17 protein-coding genes are annotated in these 21,485 nt (G+C 38.4%); 10 read left to right on the forward strand and 7 right to left on the reverse strand.

Annotated elements, in window-relative coordinates:
• Positions 1-5,115, forward strand: a 5,115-nt coding sequence (locus tag H6F47_RS20475) for a non-ribosomal peptide synthetase (protein ID WP_190650734.1), incomplete at its 5' end; no start/stop codon positions are given.
• A 159-nt stretch (positions 5,116-5,274) separates the two neighbouring features.
• Complete coding sequence (locus tag H6F47_RS20480) at positions 5,275-7,326, forward strand: ATP-binding cassette domain-containing protein (RefSeq protein ID WP_137668540.1); 2,052 nt, start codon at positions 5,275-5,277, stop codon at positions 7,324-7,326.
• Between the two features lie 147 nt (positions 7,327-7,473).
• Here the strand turns inward: H6F47_RS20480 and H6F47_RS20485 are convergent, their stop codons facing one another.
• Positions 7,474-7,884 (reverse strand): hypothetical protein, encoded by a 411-nt coding sequence (locus tag H6F47_RS20485; protein WP_096571788.1) that lies wholly within the window; start codon positions 7,882-7,884, stop codon positions 7,474-7,476.
• A 567-nt stretch (positions 7,885-8,451) separates the two neighbouring features.
• Here H6F47_RS20485 and H6F47_RS20490 point away from each other — a divergent pair.
• Together H6F47_RS20490 and H6F47_RS20495 are read left to right on the forward strand one after the other, a co-directional pair.
• Complete coding sequence (locus H6F47_RS20490; protein ID WP_190348624.1) at positions 8,452-9,279, forward strand: sulfite exporter TauE/SafE family protein; 828 nt, start codon at positions 8,452-8,454, stop codon at positions 9,277-9,279.
• A gap of 231 nt (positions 9,280-9,510) precedes the next feature.
• Positions 9,511-10,722 carry a bifunctional sterol desaturase/short chain dehydrogenase gene (locus H6F47_RS20495; protein ID WP_190650743.1) on the forward strand — a complete coding sequence of 404 codons (1,212 nt, stop codon included), beginning with the start codon at positions 9,511-9,513 and terminating at the stop codon, positions 10,720-10,722.
• Positions 10,723-10,995: 273 nt separating this feature from the next.
• Here the strand turns inward: H6F47_RS20495 and H6F47_RS20500 are convergent, their stop codons facing one another.
• The gene (locus H6F47_RS20500) at positions 10,996-11,637 is read right to left on the reverse strand and encodes a Uma2 family endonuclease (RefSeq protein WP_137668542.1); all 642 of its coding nucleotides are present in this window, start codon (positions 11,635-11,637) and stop codon (positions 10,996-10,998) included.
• Between the two features lie 265 nt (positions 11,638-11,902).
• On the reverse strand, positions 11,903-12,742 hold the full coding sequence (gene dapF, locus H6F47_RS20505) for a diaminopimelate epimerase (protein ID WP_137668543.1): 840 nt from the start codon (positions 12,740-12,742) through the stop codon (positions 11,903-11,905).
• 145 nt (positions 12,743-12,887) lie between these two features.
• Between dapF and H6F47_RS20510 the strand changes: the two genes are divergently transcribed.
• Together H6F47_RS20510 and H6F47_RS20515 are read left to right on the forward strand one after the other, a co-directional pair.
• Positions 12,888-13,052, forward strand: a complete 165-nt coding sequence (locus tag H6F47_RS20510) for a hypothetical protein (RefSeq protein ID WP_190650735.1) — start codon at positions 12,888-12,890, stop codon at positions 13,050-13,052.
• A gap of 3 nt (positions 13,053-13,055) precedes the next feature.
• Positions 13,056-13,328 (forward strand): hypothetical protein, encoded by a 273-nt coding sequence (locus H6F47_RS20515; protein WP_190348626.1) that lies wholly within the window; start codon positions 13,056-13,058, stop codon positions 13,326-13,328.
• Positions 13,329-13,511: 183 nt separating this feature from the next.
• Here the strand turns inward: H6F47_RS20515 and H6F47_RS20520 are convergent, their stop codons facing one another.
• The 4 genes from H6F47_RS20520 to H6F47_RS20530 all read right to left on the reverse strand — a co-directional run bounded on the left by H6F47_RS20520 (position 13,512) and on the right by H6F47_RS20530 (position 17,991).
• Positions 13,512-15,827 (reverse strand): cation:proton antiporter, encoded by a 2,316-nt coding sequence (locus H6F47_RS20520; RefSeq protein WP_190348627.1) that lies wholly within the window; start codon positions 15,825-15,827, stop codon positions 13,512-13,514.
• Between the two features lie 244 nt (positions 15,828-16,071).
• Entirely contained in the window at positions 16,072-16,536 is a 465-nt protein-coding gene (tsaE, locus tag H6F47_RS20525) for a tRNA (adenosine(37)-N6)-threonylcarbamoyltransferase complex ATPase subunit type 1 TsaE (RefSeq protein WP_190348628.1), read from the reverse strand.
• Complete coding sequence (locus tag H6F47_RS28625; RefSeq protein WP_277877165.1) at positions 16,514-16,648, reverse strand: hypothetical protein; 135 nt, start codon at positions 16,646-16,648, stop codon at positions 16,514-16,516. Before H6F47_RS28625 ends, tsaE begins: the two co-directional genes overlap by 23 nt.
• A complete protein-coding gene (locus tag H6F47_RS20530; RefSeq protein WP_190348629.1) occupies positions 16,618-17,991 on the reverse strand; it encodes a gluconeogenesis factor YvcK family protein in 1,374 nt (457 codons plus the stop codon). Before H6F47_RS20530 ends, H6F47_RS28625 begins: the two co-directional genes overlap by 31 nt.
• Before the next feature lie 340 nt (positions 17,992-18,331).
• On the opposite strand from H6F47_RS20530, the gene ruvC reads away from it, so the two are divergent.
• The 4 genes from ruvC to H6F47_RS20550 all read left to right on the forward strand — a co-directional run bounded on the left by ruvC (position 18,332) and on the right by H6F47_RS20550 (position 21,186).
• Positions 18,332-18,823, forward strand: a complete 492-nt coding sequence (gene ruvC, locus H6F47_RS20535; protein ID WP_096571797.1) for a crossover junction endodeoxyribonuclease RuvC — start codon at positions 18,332-18,334, stop codon at positions 18,821-18,823.
• Between the two features lie 286 nt (positions 18,824-19,109).
• Positions 19,110-19,529 carry an EVE domain-containing protein gene (locus H6F47_RS20540; protein ID WP_190650737.1) on the forward strand — a complete coding sequence of 140 codons (420 nt, stop codon included), beginning with the start codon at positions 19,110-19,112 and terminating at the stop codon, positions 19,527-19,529.
• Positions 19,530-19,596: 67 nt separating this feature from the next.
• A complete protein-coding gene (locus H6F47_RS20545; RefSeq protein WP_190650739.1) occupies positions 19,597-20,190 on the forward strand; it encodes a cytochrome b/b6 domain-containing protein in 594 nt (197 codons plus the stop codon).
• A gap of 255 nt (positions 20,191-20,445) precedes the next feature.
• Positions 20,446-21,186 (forward strand): molybdopterin-dependent oxidoreductase, encoded by a 741-nt coding sequence (locus H6F47_RS20550; protein WP_190650741.1) that lies wholly within the window; start codon positions 20,446-20,448, stop codon positions 21,184-21,186.
• The last annotated feature ends 299 nt before the right edge of the window (positions 21,187-21,485 follow it).

Genomic DNA, 21,485 nt, shown 5'->3' on the forward strand with positions numbered 1-21,485 from the left:
GGAGACTTAGCGCGTTACCTAGCAGATGGGAACATAGAATACATAGGACGCATAGACAACCAAGTAAAAATCAGAGGATTCCGCATTGAGTTAGGAGAAATCGAAGCGGTACTCAATCAACATCCTCAAATCCAGACATCATGCGTCATCGTCCGTGAAGACAACCCCACAGAAAAACGTTTAGTTGGGTACATAGTAGCGAAAACAGAAACAACACCAGAGCTTACAAGCATTCGTCAATTCCTGGTGAATAAACTGCCGGGGTACATGATACCATCAGCCTTAGTCAGATTGGAAAATCTGCCACAGACACCCAACGGCAAAATAGACCGTCGCGCCCTACCAAAACCAGAATTAGACAGCACAATAGTAGAAAAATATGTTGCTGCACGTACTCCCATAGAAGAACTGCTAACACAAACCTGGTTACAAGTGCTAAAAGTAGAATCTGTGGGTGTGAATGACAACTTCTTTGAACTGGGAGGACATTCCCTACTAGCAACACAAATAGTTTCACGTATCCGCAACATATTCCAAGTGGAACTACCATTAAATAAATTGTTTGCCGCCCCCACAGTCAGAGAACTAGCCCATATTATTACCCAATTACAACAAGACAACTTAGAACTGTCAACACCACCTCTGTCACCCAGAGCCAAAGATGCAGACTTACCAATGTCTTTTGCCCAACAGCGTTTGTGGTTCTTAGACCAATTTGAGACTAACAGTGTAGTATACAACATACCCACAGCTTTACATTTGCGAGGAAAATTGCAAATTACAGCATTAGAGCAAAGCTTACAAACAATTATTCATCGCCACGAAGCCTTACGTACTAATTTCACCAGCATTGACGGACAACCAATTCAAGTTATTAGAGAACAGAAAACAGGGAACAAGGAACAGGGAATAGTATCAATTGTTGACTTACAGCACTTACCCAAAACAGAACAAGAAATAGCTGTAGAACAATTAACGCAACAACAAAAGATGACAGGATTTGAGTTAGAAACAGAAGCGTTAATTAGAGTACAGTTAATCTTAGTGAACCAGACAGAGCAAATATTGTTAGTGTGTATGCACCACATTGTTTCCGATGGTTGGTCAATGGGTGTGTTTTTCCAAGAACTGACACAGCTATATCATGCTTATTGTCAAAATCAACCTTCACCTTTAACACCCCTACCAATTCAGTACGCTGATTTTGCAATTTGGCAAAGACAATGGTTGCAAGGGGATGTACTACAAAATCAATTAACATACTGGGAACAACAACTCAAAGACGCACCAACCTTATTATCATTACCCACAGACCGCCCCAGACCTGCTGTACAGACATTTGTAGGGGAACATTACAAATTTGCCTTACCACCAGAATTAAGCCAAAAACTGACAGAACTGAGTCGGCAAGAAGGGTGTACCCTATTTATGACCTTGTTAGCAGCTTATGATACCCTGCTTTATCGCTACACAGGACAATCAGATATTTTGGTAGGTTCACCCATTGCTAACCGAGATCGGGCTGAGATAGAAGGGTTAATCGGCTTTTTTGTCAATACTTTGGTGATGAGGACTAACCTAGAGGGTAATCCCAGTTTTAGTGAGTTGTTAACTCGTGTGCGGGAAATGTCCTTGGGTGCTTATGCTCATCAACACTTGCCCTTTGAAATGCTAGTGGAAGCATTGCAACCAGAACGGGATTTATCCCATAGTCCACTATTCCAAGTCATGTTTAACCTGCAAAATGCTCCTGAGTCTGAGTTGGAGTTAAATGGATTAACCGTTAGTTCAGTACCATTTAAAGGTGTAGCTTCTGCATTTGATATGACCTTATTTATGCAGAATACAACTAAAGGAATGATAGGATTATGGGAATACAATACTGATTTATTTGACCATAGTACCATTGAATCTATAACAAGTCATTTTATTACTTTGCTAGAAGCAGTAGTAAATAATCCCCAAGAGCGTATTGACCAGTTGCCCATATTAACAGCAGTTGAGCGACAAAAGTTACTGATGGAGTGGAATGATACTCAAGCTGATTATCCTGTAGGTAAATGTCTCCATCAATTATTTGCACAGCAGGTAGAACTAACACCGGATGCTGTAGCGGTGGTGTTTGATGATCAACAATTAACTTATCAACAGTTAAACACCCAAGCTAATCAATTAGCCCATTATTTACAATCTCTGGGTGTGGGTGCAGAAGTTTTGGTGGGAATTTATTTAGAGCGTTCCTTATCCATGACTGTGGCACTTTTAGCCATCCTCAAAGCTGGAGGCGGTTATGTTCCCCTAGATGTTGATTATCCCCAACAACGATTAACTTACATATCCCAAGATTCACAAATTTCTGTACTGATCACACAAGAAAGTTTACTCAATTCCTTGCCAGTGGAAGGGGTGAAAGTTATTGTCTTAGATCAAGAATGGGAAGTATTCAATTCTCACAGTCCAGAAAATCCGGTCAGTGAAGTAGTAGCGGAAAACTTGGCTTGTGTATTGTATACTTCTGGTTCTACTGGCAATCCCAAAGGTGTGATGTTAACTCATGGAGCTTTGGTAAATCATAGCAGTGCCATTAGTGAAGCATTTGGTTTGACGAGTAGCGACCGTGTTTTACAATTTGCGGCTTTTGGCTTTGATGTCGCACTAGAAGAAATATTCCCCACATGGTTTAAAGGCGGAACAGTAGTATTAAGACCAACAGAAATGTTTTCTTCCTTTGCCAATTTTGCCCAGTTTATAGAACAACAACAAATAACTGTTTTAACCCTGACTTCCGCTTATTGGCATGAATGGATGGTAGCAGTATCTCAATCATACTCCACCGTACCCCAAAGTTTACGGTTATTGACTGTAGGTGGAGATACTGTTTTACCAGAAACAGTGACAATGTGGCAGCAATTAGTAGGGGATAGAATAACTTGTTTAAATGCCTACGGTCCGACCGAAGCCTCGGTGACAGCGATAGTCTATGATGTGCGAAATTACCAACCAGAAAAAACTAATACAGTCCTCATCGGTCGTCCTGTAGATAATACAGAAATTTACATCCTGGATTCCAATTTACAACCAGTTCCCATAGGAGTTAAGGGTGAATTGTACATTGGTGGTGAGCGTTTAGCGCGGGGTTATCTCAACCGTCCAGAATTGACACACGAGAAATTTATTCTCAATCCGTTTAAAGATGGTAAATGGTTCGACTTCGCTCACCAACCATCCCATTACCTTTATAAAACAGGGGATTTAGCACGCTATTTACCCGATGGCAATATAGAATTTATTGGACGCATTGATGATGTAGTGAAAATCCGAGGTTTCCGTGTTGCACTGGGAGAAATTGAAAGTCTCTTAGTTCAGCATCCTGATGTGATTTGTCAGGTTGTGATGGCAAGAGAAGACCAACCAGGTCATAAACAGTTGGTTGCTTATGTTGTCTCTGATAATCCATCCTTAACCCAAAATGAATTACAAAGCTTCTTGAAACAAAAGCTGCCAAATTATATGATTCCCACAGCTTTTGTGATGATGGAGGGTTTACCAGTCACGACTAATGGTAAAATAGACCGTCGCGCCCTACCTGCACCCTCCCAAGAGATTAACCTGAGCAACTTTGTGTTACCCAATACTCCCACACAAAAACTGATCGCAGATATTTGGAGCAGTGTTTTAGGAACAACACAATTAGGCATTCACAACAACTTTTTTGACATGGGGGGTAATTCTTTACGCGCTATGCAAGTGATGTCTTTATTAACAGAAACCTTGCAAATAGATTTACCCCTACGTTATTTGTTTGAAAACCCGACAGTCGCAGAACTAGCAGCCGGTTTTGATAGTTTACTCACCAGCCAGACGAATACCATTACTACCTCTAAGCTAGATTTAAAAGCAGAAGCAGTTTTAGATGCCAGTATTCAAATCCGTAAAGACGTTATATATAACGTCTCTACAGATTACAACAACAAACCTCAAGGAATCTTTTTAACGGGAGTGACGGGTTTTCTGGGTAGTCATTTACTTTATGAACTCCTGCAACAAACTGAGGAACCGATTATTTATTGTTTGATTCGTGCTACAGATATTGAAGAGGCACGACAAAAGCTAGAAAATCAACTTCAATTGTACAAACTCTGGTCAGAAGTTGACAGAAAACGTATTATTCCTGTGGTTGGAAATTTAGGGAAAAAATATTTAGGTCTTTCCACATCAGAATTTCAACAGTTAGCAAGTCAGATAGATGTTATCTATCATTGTGGTGCTTGGATTAATGTTATTTATCCCTACTCTGTTTTAAAACCTGCTAATGTGTTGGGAACGCAAGAAATCATTCGGTTAGCCAGTGAAATCAAAGTTAAACCTTTACATTACATTTCAACTACATCTGTTTTATCAGCAGCTACTCCTAATGAAGCAGGATTAATTTTAGAATCGGATCTTCTTGATCAATATCAAGTGTTAGAAAATGGCTATGTTCAAAGTAAGTGGGTAGCAGAGAAATTAGTGATGCAAGCTCGTGATTTAGGTCTACCTGTAGCTATTTATCGAGCATCAAGGATTACAGGAAGTACCAAAACAGGTATTAGTAATACAGATGATTTATTTTGCAGGTTAGTCAAGGGTTGTTTAGAAACAAGAATATTTCCTGATGTGCAGATGGAGGATAATTTGACTCCTGTGGACTATGTGAGTAAGATAATTGTTAATCTGTCAGGACAAAAGGAATCTTTAGGAAAGGCATTTCACCTAGTTAATCCTGAATCTACTACAATCAAGGATTTATTTCACTTGATTCGCTCTTTAGGATACCCTGTACAGATGATTCCTGTAGAGCAATGGCATTCAGAGATTTCACTGGAGAGTCAAATGTCTGATCCTGGTAATTTAAGAGTTTTGTCTCATATTATTCCCAAAATGGCGCTAGAGAATAGTCGCGAACCAGAGATTGACTATCAAAATACTATCAATGGTCTAGGGAATACTGATATTATGTATCCTATATTAGACCAAAATTTATTGAGGACTTATATTTCCTACTTCATAAGTAGCGGTTTTATCAATGACCAGTTAGTAACAGAGCAAATGGCATTTGGTCATAAGACTAACTAACCGTACAATGTCATGAGTCTGATAACCTCAAATTAATGGATGAAGGTACACAGGGGATCAGGGTGAAGGTTTTTTCTTACCCTTTCCCCTTTCACCTTTAACCAAGAAATATTAAATTGCTGCTTATACGTCAACTCAAAATTACAATATTGTTAAAATATGCAAGCTCAAATTTCCCGCGATCAACCTTTAAGCAATAATTATTCAGCTTTTACTCAATTTTGGAAAAATTTCCAATCTATTACCGAACCTTACTGGTATCCAAGTACATCAGGGGGAAGAGCATTTTCAGACGTGATTCGTTCATGGGGAATGCTTATTCTCTTAATAATACTTATAATTGGACTTGTTAGTTTAAATGTAGTTAGTAATTTTCTTTATCGCTACATAGTTGATATTACTATTACAGGAAAAGATGTTTCTCAGTTTTTTAATGTTGTATTGACTTATGCTATAACCCTAGCATTTGTAACAGCATTGGTAGGGTTTTCTAAGTTTGTAAGAAAGCAAATGGTACTAGAGTGGTATCAATGGCTAAATGATCACATTCTGGCAAAATATTTACATGAAAGAGCATACTATAAAATCAATTTTAAATCTGATATTGATAATCCTGATCAACGCCTCTCTCAAGAAATTGAACCTGTTATAAGTAATGCTTTGACTTTTTCAACTACCTTACTAGAAAAAATACTGGAAATCATAGCTTATATTATAATTATTTGGTCAATTTCAAAGCAAGTTGCAATTATTTTAGTAATTTATACTCTTTTGGGTAATATAGTTGCTGTCTACTTGACTCAACAAATAAATAAAATTAATCAAGAGGAACTTCAATCTAAGGCTGATTATAACTATTGTTTAACTCATGTTAGAGTTCATGCTGAATCAATAGCTTTTTTCCGGGGAGAAAAACAAGAGTCAAATATCATTGGAAAAAGATTTCAGCAGTTAATCAAGATTTCTAAACGGAGGATTGGCTGGGAAAGAAATCAAGACTTTTTTAATAGAGGATATCAAGCTGTAATCGAGGTATTTCCATTTCTAATACTCGGACCTTTATATATTACAAATCGGCTAGATTTTGGAGAAATTAGCCAAGCTTCTTTATCGGCATATCTTTTTGCTAATGCTCTAGCAGAATTAATCAATGAATTTGGCAGTTCAGGTAGGTTTTCTGTTTATGTGGAACGGTTGTCTGAGTTTTCTTCTGCTTTGGAACAAGTCGCTAAACAACCAGAAAATGCGAGTACCATCAAAACAGTAGAAGATAATCATATCACCTTTGAGAATGTAACTTTACAAACTCCCAATTATGAGAGAGTAATTGTGGAAGATTTATCACTTTCTGTACAACCGGGAGAAGGTTTATTAATTGTTGGTCCAAGTGGTAGAGGTAAAAGTTCTTTATTGAGGGCGATCGCTGGTTTGTGGAATGCAGGAACAGGTCGTTTAGTGAGGCCTCCTTTAGAAGAAGTGTTGTTTTTACCTCAACGTCCTTACATTATTTTAGGAACTTTGCGAGAACAGTTGCTTTATCCGTATACAGAACGAATAGTCAGCGATCGCGCACTCAAAGAAGTTTTAAAACAAGTTAATCTGGATAGTTTATTAAGTCGAGTAGATGGTTTTGATACTGAAGTTCCCTGGGAAAATATATTATCTTTAGGAGAACAACAACGTTTAGCATTTGCCAGATTGTTAGTTACTCAACCTGCTTTCACTATCTTAGATGAAGCTACCAGTGCTTTAGACTTAAATAATGAAGGTACTTTATATCAACAATTGCAAGCAACAAAAACAACATTTATCAGTGTCGGACATCGGGAAAGCTTATTTGATTATCATCAATGGGTTTTAGAACTTTCTCAAGATTCTAGTTGGCAACTTTTAACTGTGCATGATTATCAACGTCAGAAATTACAATCATCTGCCATCATTCCTGATGAAAAAGATGAAATTACAATAGATAATTTTGCCAATAATAAATCTCCAAATCAACCAAAAATAGCAACACCAGAAATAGCAAACCAAGTAAACCAAGCAAGTCTTATTACCGGACTTTCTCATCAAGAAATGCAGAAATTAATAGATTATTCACTGGGGACTGTGAGAACTAAAGCTAGTAAAGGTCAAACTATTACAACTCAAGATGGTTCTACCTACAGCTATAATAAAGACCCCAATGTTTTGAAATGGGTGAAAGTTTAGGGTGAAACAATTTATATCAAGTCCGGGTAATTACTGACGATATAAGTTGTTGGTTTTTGGTTAATAATTGCCTTTTCCCAATTACCAATTACCCATTACCAATTACCAGCCCCAACAGATATGATAAGTATTCAACAGGACATGATATTACAATGTTTTTGTTTTTGAGTTGTAGATTTTTTGAGGATACTTATTTTCAAAATAGGTAATAGCAACTTCACCTAATGCTTTAACTGCGGCCGCTCCCATTGCGGGTTGAACCACTGATCCAATACCAGGAATCAACCCTGCTATAATACTGCCCATATTAAACAGAAATTGTCCCCCACCCATGCCTATAATTGCTGCGGCCATTGCTCCAGCACCACTAGCAGGTATCAAATTCACATCATAAATTTGAGCAATTCTAGTAACTACAACACCCTGTACACCAGCTAAACTGGTTTGAAAGGCGATCGCACCAAGAGGAGAAATTCCTCCCGCAACTCCTGCTGTTGCTCCTGCTCCCATCATTAACCAAAGTTCATCTCTAGCTTGATCACGACAATATTTAGTCATAAAATCGGCAATTTCATCAAAAATATTTCTTGGATCATTAGGTTTTCAAACCTTTTATTGATGATATTCAGAAATTTTTAAACAAAATCTATCCCAGGGTATTGGTGGAAAGCTATTAAATTCCACGTAAGTATTCAGTAATCAGTAATCAGCTATTTTCTAGACAAAGACTGAATTACAGCGATTTTCAGGTAAATGAACCACATTTTTTAATCTCACGCAAAGACGCAAAGGCGCAAAGGAAGATAACAAGAAGGATGTGGTACAAATACATGAAAACTGCTGTAATAAGTATGCTCCCGTTTTGTCAAATTACACCAGTGTTAATGAGAGCAATTTATCAATGGACAATTGATGGTTTTATTCTTTATTGCTGACTGCTGAATGCTTACAATGCCACTTGCTCTAGCTTTTTATCAATTATTTTTTTCTCTTGTGAGAAATCCGGGTTTAGCTGTATAATATTGAGAAAAGGTGATTGGTGATTGGTGACTGGTGACTGGTGATTGGGTAAAAATAACTAATAACTACTAAATAATGACTAATATCTAATATCTAATATCTAAAATGACACCGATTGAATTATTAATTTTAGCATTTGCAGGAATTGTAGCTGGGATTTTAGCAGGTTTTTTGGGAATTGGTGGAGGTACAGTTTTAGTACCTTTATTAATTAGCTTAGGAAACGAATCTATCCAAGCAGTAGCTACCAGTAGTTTATCAATTGTCATTACCGCATCTGCTGGAAGTATTCAGAATTGGCGCATGGGTTATCTGGATATCAACAATGTTTTAAGTATGGCTTTACCAGCCTTAATAACTGCTCAAATCGGTGTTTTATTAGCTAATTTATTTCCTGAATATTTGTTATTATTTACCTTTGGATTATTATTAATTTCCAATATTTATTTAGTTGATCTGAGAAAAAAAATAGTTGCTAGAAAAAAAATAGAAGAAGAAGGAAACCAAGCTCAGGAAGTTGTAGAAGAAAATAACGAAAATAACGAAACTAATGTTCATAAAATTCAAGAGTTTTGGCATAGAATTATCACAGGTGGTACTGGCGGTTTATTAGCAGGTTTATTTGGAGTTGGTGGGGGGATAATTATGGTTCCTCTGCAAATTGTCTTACTCAATGAAAATATTAAAAAAGCTATTCAAACGAGTTTAGGAGTCATAGTCATTACCGCTATTTCTGCAACTGCTGGCCATGCTTATTCAGGTAATGTTTTGTGGTTAACTGGCGCAATTTTAGGATTTGGTGGTTTATTAGGAGTACAATTTAGTACCCGGTTTTTACCAAAATTACCAGATAAAGTAGTGAGTTTAGCTTTTAGAAGTTTGTTGGCTATTTTATCTATTTATATATTTTGGAAAGCTTGGCAAAGTTATTAAGTTTGATGTAAGCATTAAGCCGTCAGCTATCAGCCTTCAAAGCTAAAATACACACAATGAACACAAATGCACAGAGTGTAAACCTGAAAAGCTTTTAGCACTGTCACCTGTCACTTGTTATACTTAAAACTACCAAAATTTCAGGAACAGAGAAAAATGTTACCCATTGCTACTACACTAATTATCGAATATGAAGAATAATTAAGAGAAAATAGTGTTAGCAAAAATATGATGATTTTGGCTCAAAGTTTAACAATTGATTGGGTTTTAGTAAATAACTGCGTCAAGTTCGCTCTTTGGGGTGTTTTCTCCCTCTTACTTGCGGAAATAATTAGAGATAGTTATCATGCTTTGTGTCATCAAGTTACTTGGCTGGCAAAATGGCATAATAAACATCATGCAGCTTACCGTCGAGATTTAACATTAGTTTCTCAACAAGCTTACTTAGATTCCCAGTTGTATCACGACATAGTTGAGTCAATTATACTGCTAGTTTTATTAATCACAGTTGCTTTAGTTTTCAGACAATGGGGTTTATGGTTGGGTGTTGCTTATGGTGGAACTTTTTTATATGGTGCATCTTTGCGATATTTCCAAGGTACAATAGACACAGATTACAATCATTTACCAGGACCGTTAGCAGCAACTCCTTCTGTGTGGTTTGTGAATAGAACATATCATTGGCGACATCATTTTGATGATGTAAATGCTTATTATAGTGGTGTATTTTCTCTGGTGGATAAAATATTAGGAACAGGACTTTCTTTAAAAGGTAAAACCGTTGCTTTAACTGGTGCTTCTGGTGCTTTAGGAAAAGCATTAACCGCAGAATTAATCAAGCATAAAGCCAAAGTTATTGCTTTAACAACTAACCCAGATAAAATAGAGGAACAAACTGGTTTAAAAGTGATGTTTTGGGAATTGGGAAATGAAGAAGAATTAAAAGCCAACTTGCAAAAAGTTGATATTTTAATTATCAATCATGGAGTGAATGTTTATGGCGATCGCACATCCACAGCAATTCACAATTCTTATCAAGTTAACACTTTTTCCGCTTTGCGGTTAATAGATATATTTTCTGTAACTGTCACCGGACCTGATGCTAAAGCGACTAAAGAAATTTGGGTTAATACATCAGAAGCAGAAGTTTCACCAGCTTTAAGTCCTTTATATGAAATCAGCAAAAGGGCGTTAGGTGATATCATTACCCTCAAACGTTTGGATGGAGTTTGTGTAATTAGAAAATTGATTTTAGGACCCTTCAAAAGTCAACTTAATCCATTCGGTGTGATGTCAGCAAATCAAGTTGCTAAGGGAATTTTGTTTTTAGCAAAACGGGATTTTAGAAATATTATTGTCACAGTCAACCCACTAACTTATTTACTATTCCCCATCAAAGAATTTAGTACATGGTTGTACTATCGTGTTTTTAGTCAGAAGTAATAAGTAGGGTTTGCTGAAAAAGTCTTTTCGTGGAGACAGGGAACAAGGAACAGGGAACAGTTTTTTCTCGTTCCCAGTCTCTGACTGGGAATGCAATTATAGAGTCTCCGAATCTAAATTTTACTACAAAAGGGACAGTCTTTAATCATTCATTCCCATCAAAATATTTCAATACAAGATCCCCTAATTCTTTTTTCATTTTGGTTATAAACGATGAATTAGTTTAATAAGTCGAGTATCTGAGTTTTATTAATTCCGATTCAATTACAATTCTTATAGTTGAAATTGGCTAAGTAACCAAGCACAAACTTCAGATTGACTGCTTTCACGACTACGACGTAAAGCTGTTTCTAAAACTGCAATTTTTAACCCAGGTAAAACCTGTGATTCTTGAATGCGTTGACTACCTTGGTTAATCATACTATAGGCTATCACTTGGGCGTTTTGTACATCTATTACCCAATATTCACTAACACCTAATTCTTCGTAAAGACTGCGCTTTGTTCCTAAGTCATCTAATAAAGATGTTTTAGCAATTTCAATGACTAAATCTGGTGCTGGATAGTGATCTAAATTAACAATTCCTGTACCTGTGGGGATAGTTTGGGCGCGTTCTTGGAGATAATAAGCTACATCAGGTTGACAGTCTTGAATACCTTGTTTACGAAAAGTTGTGGTATCTAAACCTGTAGCTAAAATTCCTTTAATAGTGGCAAATAAAGTGACAGCAAAAATAATTATTACATGATCTTTTCCATGATCAAAACTAACTGGTGGCATTTCTAGCCTCATGTATCCTTTATAATAGTAACTTTTTCCCGGTTTATTAAGTAAGTTGGTGGTTATTTGTTCATACTCATTCCAAGAAGTATAAACCCATGTATCTGTAGGTATTTGAGTTTGTAAATTACTCATTTTCTCAGTCTCCTGAGTACATAAATATTTGTAATATCCCTAACTTTTTAGATGTATTAATCATTTCTAGGACTTACGCAAGATGTGACTGAAAGCCTTATTCTTGCGTAGGGGTAATTCATGAATTACCCCTACTTTCGTTCCCTTTTGCGTAAGTCCTGATTTCTAGAAACGATGAAAATAGAAGTCGGGGATCTGAATAAAATGTTGGGTTTCCTTGCGTCAACCCAACCGATCGCTTGACATTCAAGACAGTCGCTACTAATTAGAATTTACCTGCAAATACTCTTTCTGCTGGTCCTGTCATATATATTTTATTGTCTACTTCGGACCATTCAATTTCTAACTCTCCTCCTGGTAGTTCTATTATGGCTGTGCGATCGCATTTATCATTTAATACTCCTGCAACCAAAGACGCACAAGCACCAGTACCACAAGCTAAGGTAATTCCCGCGCCTCTTTCCCATACCCGCATTTTTAAATAATTACGGTTGACAATTTCAATAAATTCTGTATTTGTTCTTTGGGGGAAAACGGAATGATGTTCAAATTTGGGACCAATGCTTTCTAAGGGAATAGCTGCTACATCATTTACAAAGGTGATACAGTGAGGGTTTCCCATACTCACACAGGTAACATTCCAAGTATGATCCGCAACTTCTAAAGGTACATTAATTACTTTACTGTCCGTAGGTGCAAGGGTGGTAGGAATTTCCTGTGCTAATAATCGGGGTTGACCCATGTCTACTTTAACTTGTCCATCATCTGTAAGTTGAGGTGTAATTGTACCAGCTAAAGTATGAATGGTGTAGAAGTCTTTGGTGCGGGATACACCTTCCAACTCAGTCAGGAAAACCGCTAAACAGCGAATACCATTACCGCACATTTCCGGTTCTGAACCATCAGAGTTAAAAATTCTCATGGTGTAATCAGTGCCATTTTGCCCAGGAAGTGCGAAAATAACACCATCAGCACCGATACCAAAATGGCGATCGCATAATTTGACAGCTTTTTCTGGTGTAATGACCGGTGTTAACGAGGAACGATTATCAATCAAAATGAAATCATTACCTAAACCATGATACTTAGTAAATTCTATTGCCATTTTCCCCTAGATGAATTATCAAAGATAAGTTACTACTAATTTAAACATTTAAAATTGGTAACGGGTAATGGGTAATTGGTAATTGGTAATTGGTAATTGGTAATTGGTAATTGGTAATTGGTAATTGGTAATTGGTAATTGGTAATTGGGAAGAATGAATATTAATTACCCAGTCACTAGTCCCCAGTCCCCAGTCACCAGTCCCCAGTCCCCAGTCACCAGTCCCCAGTCACCAGTCCCCAGTCACCAGTCCCCAGTCACCAGTCCCCAGTCACCAGTCCCCAGTCACCTATTCCCTATTCCCTCATAAAAAATGCCAGCAACAGAATTTGACACTACCCTACTTAGCATTAGACAATTACAAAATTGGATCAAGCAAAAAGCCACCGTTGAATTTAAACTGATGACTGGTGATGTCATCGTCGGTAAGGTTTTTTGGCAAGATATCAATTGTGTATCTATTGTAGATGCTAACAACGAGCAAATAAGCGTTTGGAAAATGGCGATCGCTTATATGAAAGTTCGCAGTGATGCAGTTGTAGAAAGAGATTTAAGTAAGTCGGCACAAAAAAAACAAGTTATATAACAAAATTTAAAATGCCTAAAAACCTCTTCCCTCCTGCCTTCTGCCTCCTGCCTTGCGACAACGATAAATTTCAACGCCTATCTACTTAGTTCCCAGAGAAGCTAGAGTTGAAGTTGCCAAGATCGATTCATAAGGTTAGGCGAACAACTTGATCATTGCAACTCTGTGATAGTTTCTACCTCTTCATTGCAACTCTGTGATAGTTTCTACCTCTTCATTTTTAACACTGGGAATTGCTAAGGGTAGTTCACAAGCAGCAGTACAAAATTGTTGCAGCTGATTGAGTCTGGAAAAGCTACCGCACAGCAGCACTTGATCGCCTGTTTTCAATTCGATGTTGCCATGAGGAAAGCGGATAAACTTGCCATCTCGCCGAATTGCTTGCACTTTGACTCCATACTGTTGATCAGAGGTAAAATCTGCCAAATTTTTACCCAAAAAAGTACAGTTAGCTTGAACTGTCACCCACTGACAAGCGTTAGTTTCTCCGGGAACAGCTGCATTACCCTTAGCAAATTCTGCCAAAGCTGCTAATTCTTTACTTGCACCTACAACTAATAGGCGATCGCCAGTTTCTAACCTCACCTGACCATTAGGATAATCAATTTCTGTCCCATCAGCACGACGAATAGCCATTAAACTCACCCCGATCAGATAGCGCATATCCGCTTCTTCTAAAGTCATCCCAATTAAAGGTGACTCATCAGGTAAATCATACCAACGTCGGTTTAAATCACGGGTAACTTGCTGTAAATGTTGGGAAACTTCCGCAGCAGAACGTTCAGGACGCAAATCTAAATAATGATCCTTACGAATATCCTGCATTTTCCGTTGTACCACCTCTGGCAATAATCCCGCATCGGTAAGTAAATAGGTGGCCATTTCCAGACTCGCTTCAAATTCTGGTTGTACAACTTCCTTAGCACCCAGTTGATAAAGCACTTCAATATTTTTATCTTGGGTAGCACGGACCACTAAATCTAATTCTGGGGATATCTCCAAAGCCCGTTTCAAGCATAGACGAATACTAGCAGGATCAGGAAGAGCGATCGCCATCCCTTGAGCATGATTTACCCCAGCAGTTTCCAACACATGAAAACTCACTGCATTACCATATACATAAGGTATACCCGCTTCCCGTAACTGTTGAATCCTACTTTCAGACTGATCAATAACGACTACAGGCAAATCATGTAACTGCAATAACCGTACCAAATTTTTACCAATGCGACCATAACCACAAACCACTATATGATCTTTCCGGGGTAAGTCTTCCGCAAAATCTCGCGCTTGTTCTTCCACCAAATAAGGTTTTAACCAAGGCATGGACTCCGCAAAATTAAATAACAATGGTACTAAACGCAACACAAAGGGAGTCAACATTAAAGTAACCGCAGTCGTTCCCAAAGTTAATAAATATATTCTCCGGGAAACCAACCCCAAAGCCTGACCTTCACTAGCTAAAACAAAGGAAAATTCCCCAATTTGCGCTAAACCCAACCCTGCAATTAAAGCTGTTTTTAACGGATAGCGGAATAATTTAACCAAAGGTGTGATGATCAGGAACTTACCCAAAAACACCAAAACCACCAAACCCAATATCACATCTAGGTTTTGCCACAAAAACACCGGATCAATCAACATTCCGATCGCAGCAAAAAACAAACTCGCAAAGATATCCCGCAACGGTTCAACAATGGTTAAAGTTTCATCAGCGTATTCCACTTCAGAAATCATCAAACCCGCTACAAACGCCCCCATTTCAATAGAAAGACCCAAATATTCAGTTAGCAGGGCAATACATAAACATAACGTGACAACACCCAGCAAAAATAATTCTCTGCTTTCTGTGCGGGCTAATAATCGCAACAACGGCGGAATTAACCAAATACCAGCAACCACCGCACCCGCAGCAAATAAACCAATGCGTACCAAAGCTGTAAAGACTGCTAAACCAATCGCTTCCCCTGGTTCATGGAGTGCGGGTAATACAGCCAGCATCAATCCCAATGCTAAGTCCTGAACAACGAGAATACCCAGCATGACCTGGCCGTGGGGGGTTTCTGTCTCGTTGCGTTCCATCAAACATTTGAGAACTACCGCAGTAGAAGACAGGGAGAGAATTGATCCTAAAAATACACCTTTAGCTGGTAATGTTCCCCAAGTACCTGTAACACCACAAACTAATACAGTGATAAGAATAGTGAGAAGAATTTGTAATCCTCCACCGCCCAAAGCTATAGCTTTAACCTTTTTCAGTTCTGCTAGGGAAAATTCAACTCCTAAAGCAAAGAGTAAAAAAGCTACACCAAATTGCGCCAAGGTTTCAACTTGGACAACTTCTTTAATTAATCCCAGTCCTGCTGGTCCAACTATCATCCCCCCGATGAGATATCCCAGCAAAACGGGTTGTTTTAACAATGCGGCCAGTAGTCCACCACAAGCAGCGACAGCGAACACCGAAACCAAATCAACAATTAACCGAAAGTCCTCTTGCACCAGCTTTAATAAGAAATATAAAGTTTATTAATTTTAGTCTACAGAGTTTTTACTTTTTGGGGAAAGGGTGGAAGGGGAGGAATTTTTGTTTAGGCTCACGCAGAGTCGCAGAGTCGCAGAAAGTTGATAAGAGCTTTAGTTTATTTATGAGAAAGGGGAAAAAGTTTTGCTGCTTGTTTATTGAGAATGGAGAAGGTTTATTCTCAATAATCTTGAGAATGATATAATCAGATATTGATAACAATTAAAGAAGACGGTGTACCAATAGGTTCTCAAAATCACGGTCAACCTCAGTAATCTCCGCTTGACGAGTACCATTGTCACCATGAGTTAAACATACCTTTAAATAACTATCTGGTAGATATGGCATTCTTTCCGCCCATTCAATAGCCACAATACCAGGTGTTACTTCTATACCTTCCCAATAGCTTTCTAAATTTAAGCCTGTCACCTCTTGAGGTTCTAAACGATACAAATCTAAGTGATAAAGAGGGATGCGTCCTTCTGTGTATTCATTAATCAGGGTAAAAGTAGGACTAACAATAGATTCAGTGATACCTAAACCCTGACCAATACCTTGAACTAAGGTAGTTTTACCCGCACCCAAGTCACCTTCTAATAAAATCACACTACCAGCAGTTAGGTTTTTCCCCAAATTAATACCTAGTTGCTGTGTGGCTTTTGTATCAGGAAGAAAGATTGTAGTCATTGGTAATTGGTAATTGGTAATTGGTAATTGGTAATGGGGAAAAATAAAATTGATTACCCAGTACCCAGTCCCCAGTCCCCATTACTTCCCATGTTGCGCTCCACTGTACCATTTCAATAACACCTTAGCTAGTTTTCGGGGATCGTGGCGGACAAAACCAGTTTCATCTTCGTGTAAAACGTTAGCGGGGACTAAGCGCCGTCCTAACTGAGTAACTGCTTCTCTGTCTAGGAAAACGGGATGGGAATTTTGTTGGGCGTAACGGATTAATGCTTGGGCTGATGGGGTTTTGCGATGTACGAGTACAGCATCAAAAAGTTTTCTGTCACCAGCAGCTTTATCAATGGCTTGGATATGTTCAGCAACGGTATAGCCCTCTGTTTCTCCCGGTTGGGTCATAATATTGCAAATATAAATGCGGGGAATTTTTATAGCCGCGATCGCATCGGCTATTTCTGGTACTAATAAATTGGGAATTAAGCTAGTATACAAACTACCAGGACCAATAATAATGTAATCAGCATCTTTAATTGCCTTAATTGCTGCGGGTAAAGCGGGAGGATTTTCGGGAATACAGCCAATTTTAATGATTTTTCCGCCGGCTTTGGGAATACTAGACTCACCTTCAATTCTGCGCCCATCTGCCATTTCTGCCCACAGACGTACATCACTAAGAGTTGCTGGTAAAACTTGTCCCCTCACAGCTAACACCTTGGAACTAGCAGCAACAGCCCTTTCTAAGTCCCCAGTAATATCAGTCATGGCAGTTAAAAACAAGTTACCAAAACTGTGACCTGTTAAACCATCCCCAGCGCGAAAACGATATTGGAATAATTCAGTTAATAACTTTTCTTCATCTGCTAATGCAGCTAAACAATTGCGAATATCCCCAGGAGGTAAAACGCCAAATTCCTGCCGCAACCTGCCAGAAGAACCACCATCATCAGCGACTGTGACAATAGCAGTAATATTAGCACTATAGGTTTTTAAGCCCCGGAGTAAAGTAGAAAGTCCAGTACCGCCACCAATAACTACAATTTTTGGACCCCGGTATAAACGACGATGTGCCAATAGAACATCTATCAGTTCTTCTTCATCACCTTGAGGTCTTAAAACCTCTGTAATTGAACCTACAGTACGGGATTGTCCCCACAATAACAACAGCACACCCAGCAGCAACACCAAAGGTCCGCTGACATAGTTGGGTAAGATGTTGGTGAGGAAACCCAACAAACCTTTAAGAAATTCCAATGTCCAAAAAATTGGGGTTAGCTTAATCCAAATAGCTAACCCCAAACTTGCCAATAAGAAACCTCCTACACTGACTAGAAACCAGCGTTTTACTGATATTCCAGGGGATAACCACTTAAACCACTGGTTAACGCGGTGGGAAGTGCGGCTGTGTGACTGAAGTTGTATGGCGTTGAGGGCTTGTTTAAGAAAACCGATTGACATACCTAATAGGGAACTGTGGTAGAAACAATATTTAAAAGCAAATGTACACTAACAGGGACTGGGGACTGGTGACTGGGGACTGGTGACTGGGGAAAAATATTTACCTCCTGCCTTCTGCCTTCTGCCTTCTGCCTTCTGCCTCCTGACTCCTGACTCCTGACTCCTGACTCCTGACTCCTGACTCCTGACTCCTGACTTCTGCCTCCTGAAAGTGCTTATTTCTTCATGATTGGCGATCGCTAACCGGAAAGTGCAGATTAAGTATAGTAGGAGTCGGGTGTTAGAAATCGAGAATCATAGTTAATTTGATGGAAATTTAGAGAAAATTAGCCAAAATTTTATGGAAAAACGAATTTTAGGATTAGATCCAGGTTTAGCTATTGTGGGATTTGGTGCAATTACGTTACAGCAAACTCAAGGTAAAGTACAAGACTTTTCTGTAAAGATGCTAGATTTTGGTGTAATTCGCACGTCTTCAGATATGGAAATGAGTCAGCGACTAGCTACTTTATTTGATGATTTAAACACCCTAATGGACGATTTACAACCGGATTTAGTGGCAATTGAAAAATTATTCTTCTATCGTATGGCCAACACTATTTTAGTGGCACAGGCTAGGGGTGTATTAATGTTGGTTTTGGGGCAGCGCAAACTTCCTTATGTAGAGTTTGCCCCTCCGCAAATTAAGCAAGCGTTAACAAATTATGGTAAAGCAGATAAGGAAGAAGTCCAGGAAGCGGTGATGCGGGAGTTAGATTTAGAGGAAATGCCTAAGCCTGATGATGCAGCAGATGCTTTGGCGGTGGCTTTGACTGCTGCGTTTCAGTTGTAATCATTTCCGTTTGACTAAGTTTGATTAATGAGTATATCTGTTAGGACAGGGAATAGGGAACAGGGAACAGGGGAAGGAAAAAAATTCTTTTCAGTAATTAGCTGAAGATGATATCAATGGCGATAAAATTTACATTGATTGATATAGCTGTAGCCAGGGTAATTAGAACACTATCAATGATGGAAACCTAGAAATAACAAGGATTTCACTAAGGATTTCACTATTGCCTTTTGCCTTTTGCCTCTTGCCTGCTGCTATAAAGAGTGATAACCATAGATAAAAGTACATGAATTACTGGCTATTTCAAGGCAACCCCAAATATTACAAAGTTGTAGAAGCTATTCAAGGCTTTGAGCAAATGCCCTGGTTAGTGACTCGCTACGCTAAAGATATCGCTATCGGTGATGGTGTGATCATTTGGGTATCTGGCACACAAGCGGGAATTTATGCCATAGCAGAAATAACTGAATCTGCCAAATTTATCACCGAAATACCAGATAAAAAATATTGGTCTGATTCTACCCTTGCTTTGGGTAAGCAACAAGCAATAATTCGCTTTACAAATAAACTCATAGAACGCCCTTTATTAAAAACCAGTTTACAACAAGATCCTATTCTTAAAAGTTTGCTGGTAATTCGCGCTCCTAATTCCACTAATTTTAAAGTCACTTCCGAAGAATGGTTAAGAGTACAGGAATTAATTTAATAATTCAGGATTCAGTAGGGGCAACCCCCTGTGGTTGCCCTCTTGAGTCAGGAGTCAGAATATTGGTATGAATTATCAAGTGAAAAACCCAAAATTACCCACCCAAGCACTAGCCGCTAAAATCTTCCACTCTATTAATATCATTAGTTTATTTTTAATGATTACCAGTGGATTACAAATTTACAACGCTAACCCCGTTTTTGGTGGCCGTGCAGGTTTACATATTCCCCCCATTTTTACTTTAGGTGCTTGGTTAGCAGGAGGTAGACACTGGCATTTTGCAGCTATGTGGCTTTTTTCACTCAATCTTTTATTTTATGGAATTTACATTTTAATTACCCGACGTTGGCAACATAGATTTGTCGGCAGTAATGACATCAAAGCATTACAAAAAACGCAAAATATTAAGCGTTTAACTTATGCTTGGCATCGGATTATTTACACATCTATTATTCCTGTATTGTTGTTAGCAATATTAACAGGAATCGGAATGTACAAACCTGCTCAATTTCCCTGGATAGTTGATATGTTTGGAGATTGGCAAGCATTAAGAATCGTACATTTTGCTTCTGTGCCATTGGTGGTAATATTTGTAATTATTCATTGGCGATTAGGACAGAAAGCGGGAGGAGATAAACTAATAGAATCGATGTTTTGGTAATTTTGGAATTAATAATTTAACGCAGATAAACGCAGATAAACACGGGAGCATCCCAATTTTGATTTTGAAAAAATAACCCCAGCAACATTAAAAAATCTCTTAAAATCTCTTACCTTTGTGTCCTTTGCGCCCTTTGCGGTTCAATCATATCAGAACCTTGGAGCGTTTTATTTCGTTAGTTCAACATAAATTTACACATTTGGGATACTCCCGATGAACACAGATAGTTTTTTAATTAGGGGAAGTTATTAAATCATGAATCATACTCATAAAAAACACCTAATTCATATAGTGAAACCTCGATTTAACCGCCGTAAGTTTTTACAAATATCTGGAATTTCCAGCATAGGTGGTTTACTTAGTGGTTGTGGTACACCAGCATTAGAAGACTTGGTAGGTAAACTTTCAGAACCCTTAAATCAAAAAGTTGAAGAATTGATATTTCAACCTCAAAAACTTGTACCAGAATTTACTGCTAGTGAAATTCAACCAGCAGCTTTAATCATTAATAGTTTTCGTGGTACACCAATTATTGATGTTGATAAATTCCGGTTAATTATTGATGGTGAAGTAAATAATCCCCTGAGTTTAAGTATGGCAGAAATTCAAGCTTTACCATTAACTTCTATGATTATTCGTCATGTATGTGTTGAAGGTTGGGCAGCAATTGTACAATGGGGAGGTATTCGTTTACGTGATTTAATCGCTTTAGCTCAACCCCAAGAAAATGTGAATTATGCTTATTTTAAATCAGCAGATGGTTATTATGAAAGTTGGGATTTACCTTCTGTCACCCATCCCCAAACTTTGTTAGCATATCAAAAAAATGGGGAAAAGTTGCCTATTGAAAATGGCGCACCTTTGCGTTTAGCTTCTCCTATTAAATTAGGTTATAAACAAAGTAAATGGGTGACAAGAGTGACTTTAACTAGCCAGTTATCAGCTTTTAAAGGTTATTGGGAAGATCAGGGTTATGAATGGTTTGCGGGATTGTGAACACATATTAAGATTATTGACACTCTCCTGCCTGAAGCCACGGAGATTCTTGGTTCAATGAGTCCACTTAGATTAGATCCCTTGCGGTGTCTAACAAGCGGGGTGGTTCTCTCCCCAAGCGTTAACTTAGGGAATGCCCTTCCCTAGTTGGATTACTCCAAATTTTGTTTGAGTTTAAATTCTGTGTCGTGTTTCGACTACTTCGACTTACTTCGACTTACTTCGACTTACTTCGACTGCGCCCTTCGACACCGCCCTTCGACACCGCTCAGGACAGGCTCAGGACAGGCTCAGGACAG

It is taken from the genome of Sphaerospermopsis sp. FACHB-1094 (assembly GCF_014696195.1).
Taxonomy (GTDB): Bacteria; Cyanobacteriota; Cyanobacteriia; order Cyanobacteriales; family Nostocaceae; genus Sphaerospermopsis; species Sphaerospermopsis kisseleviana.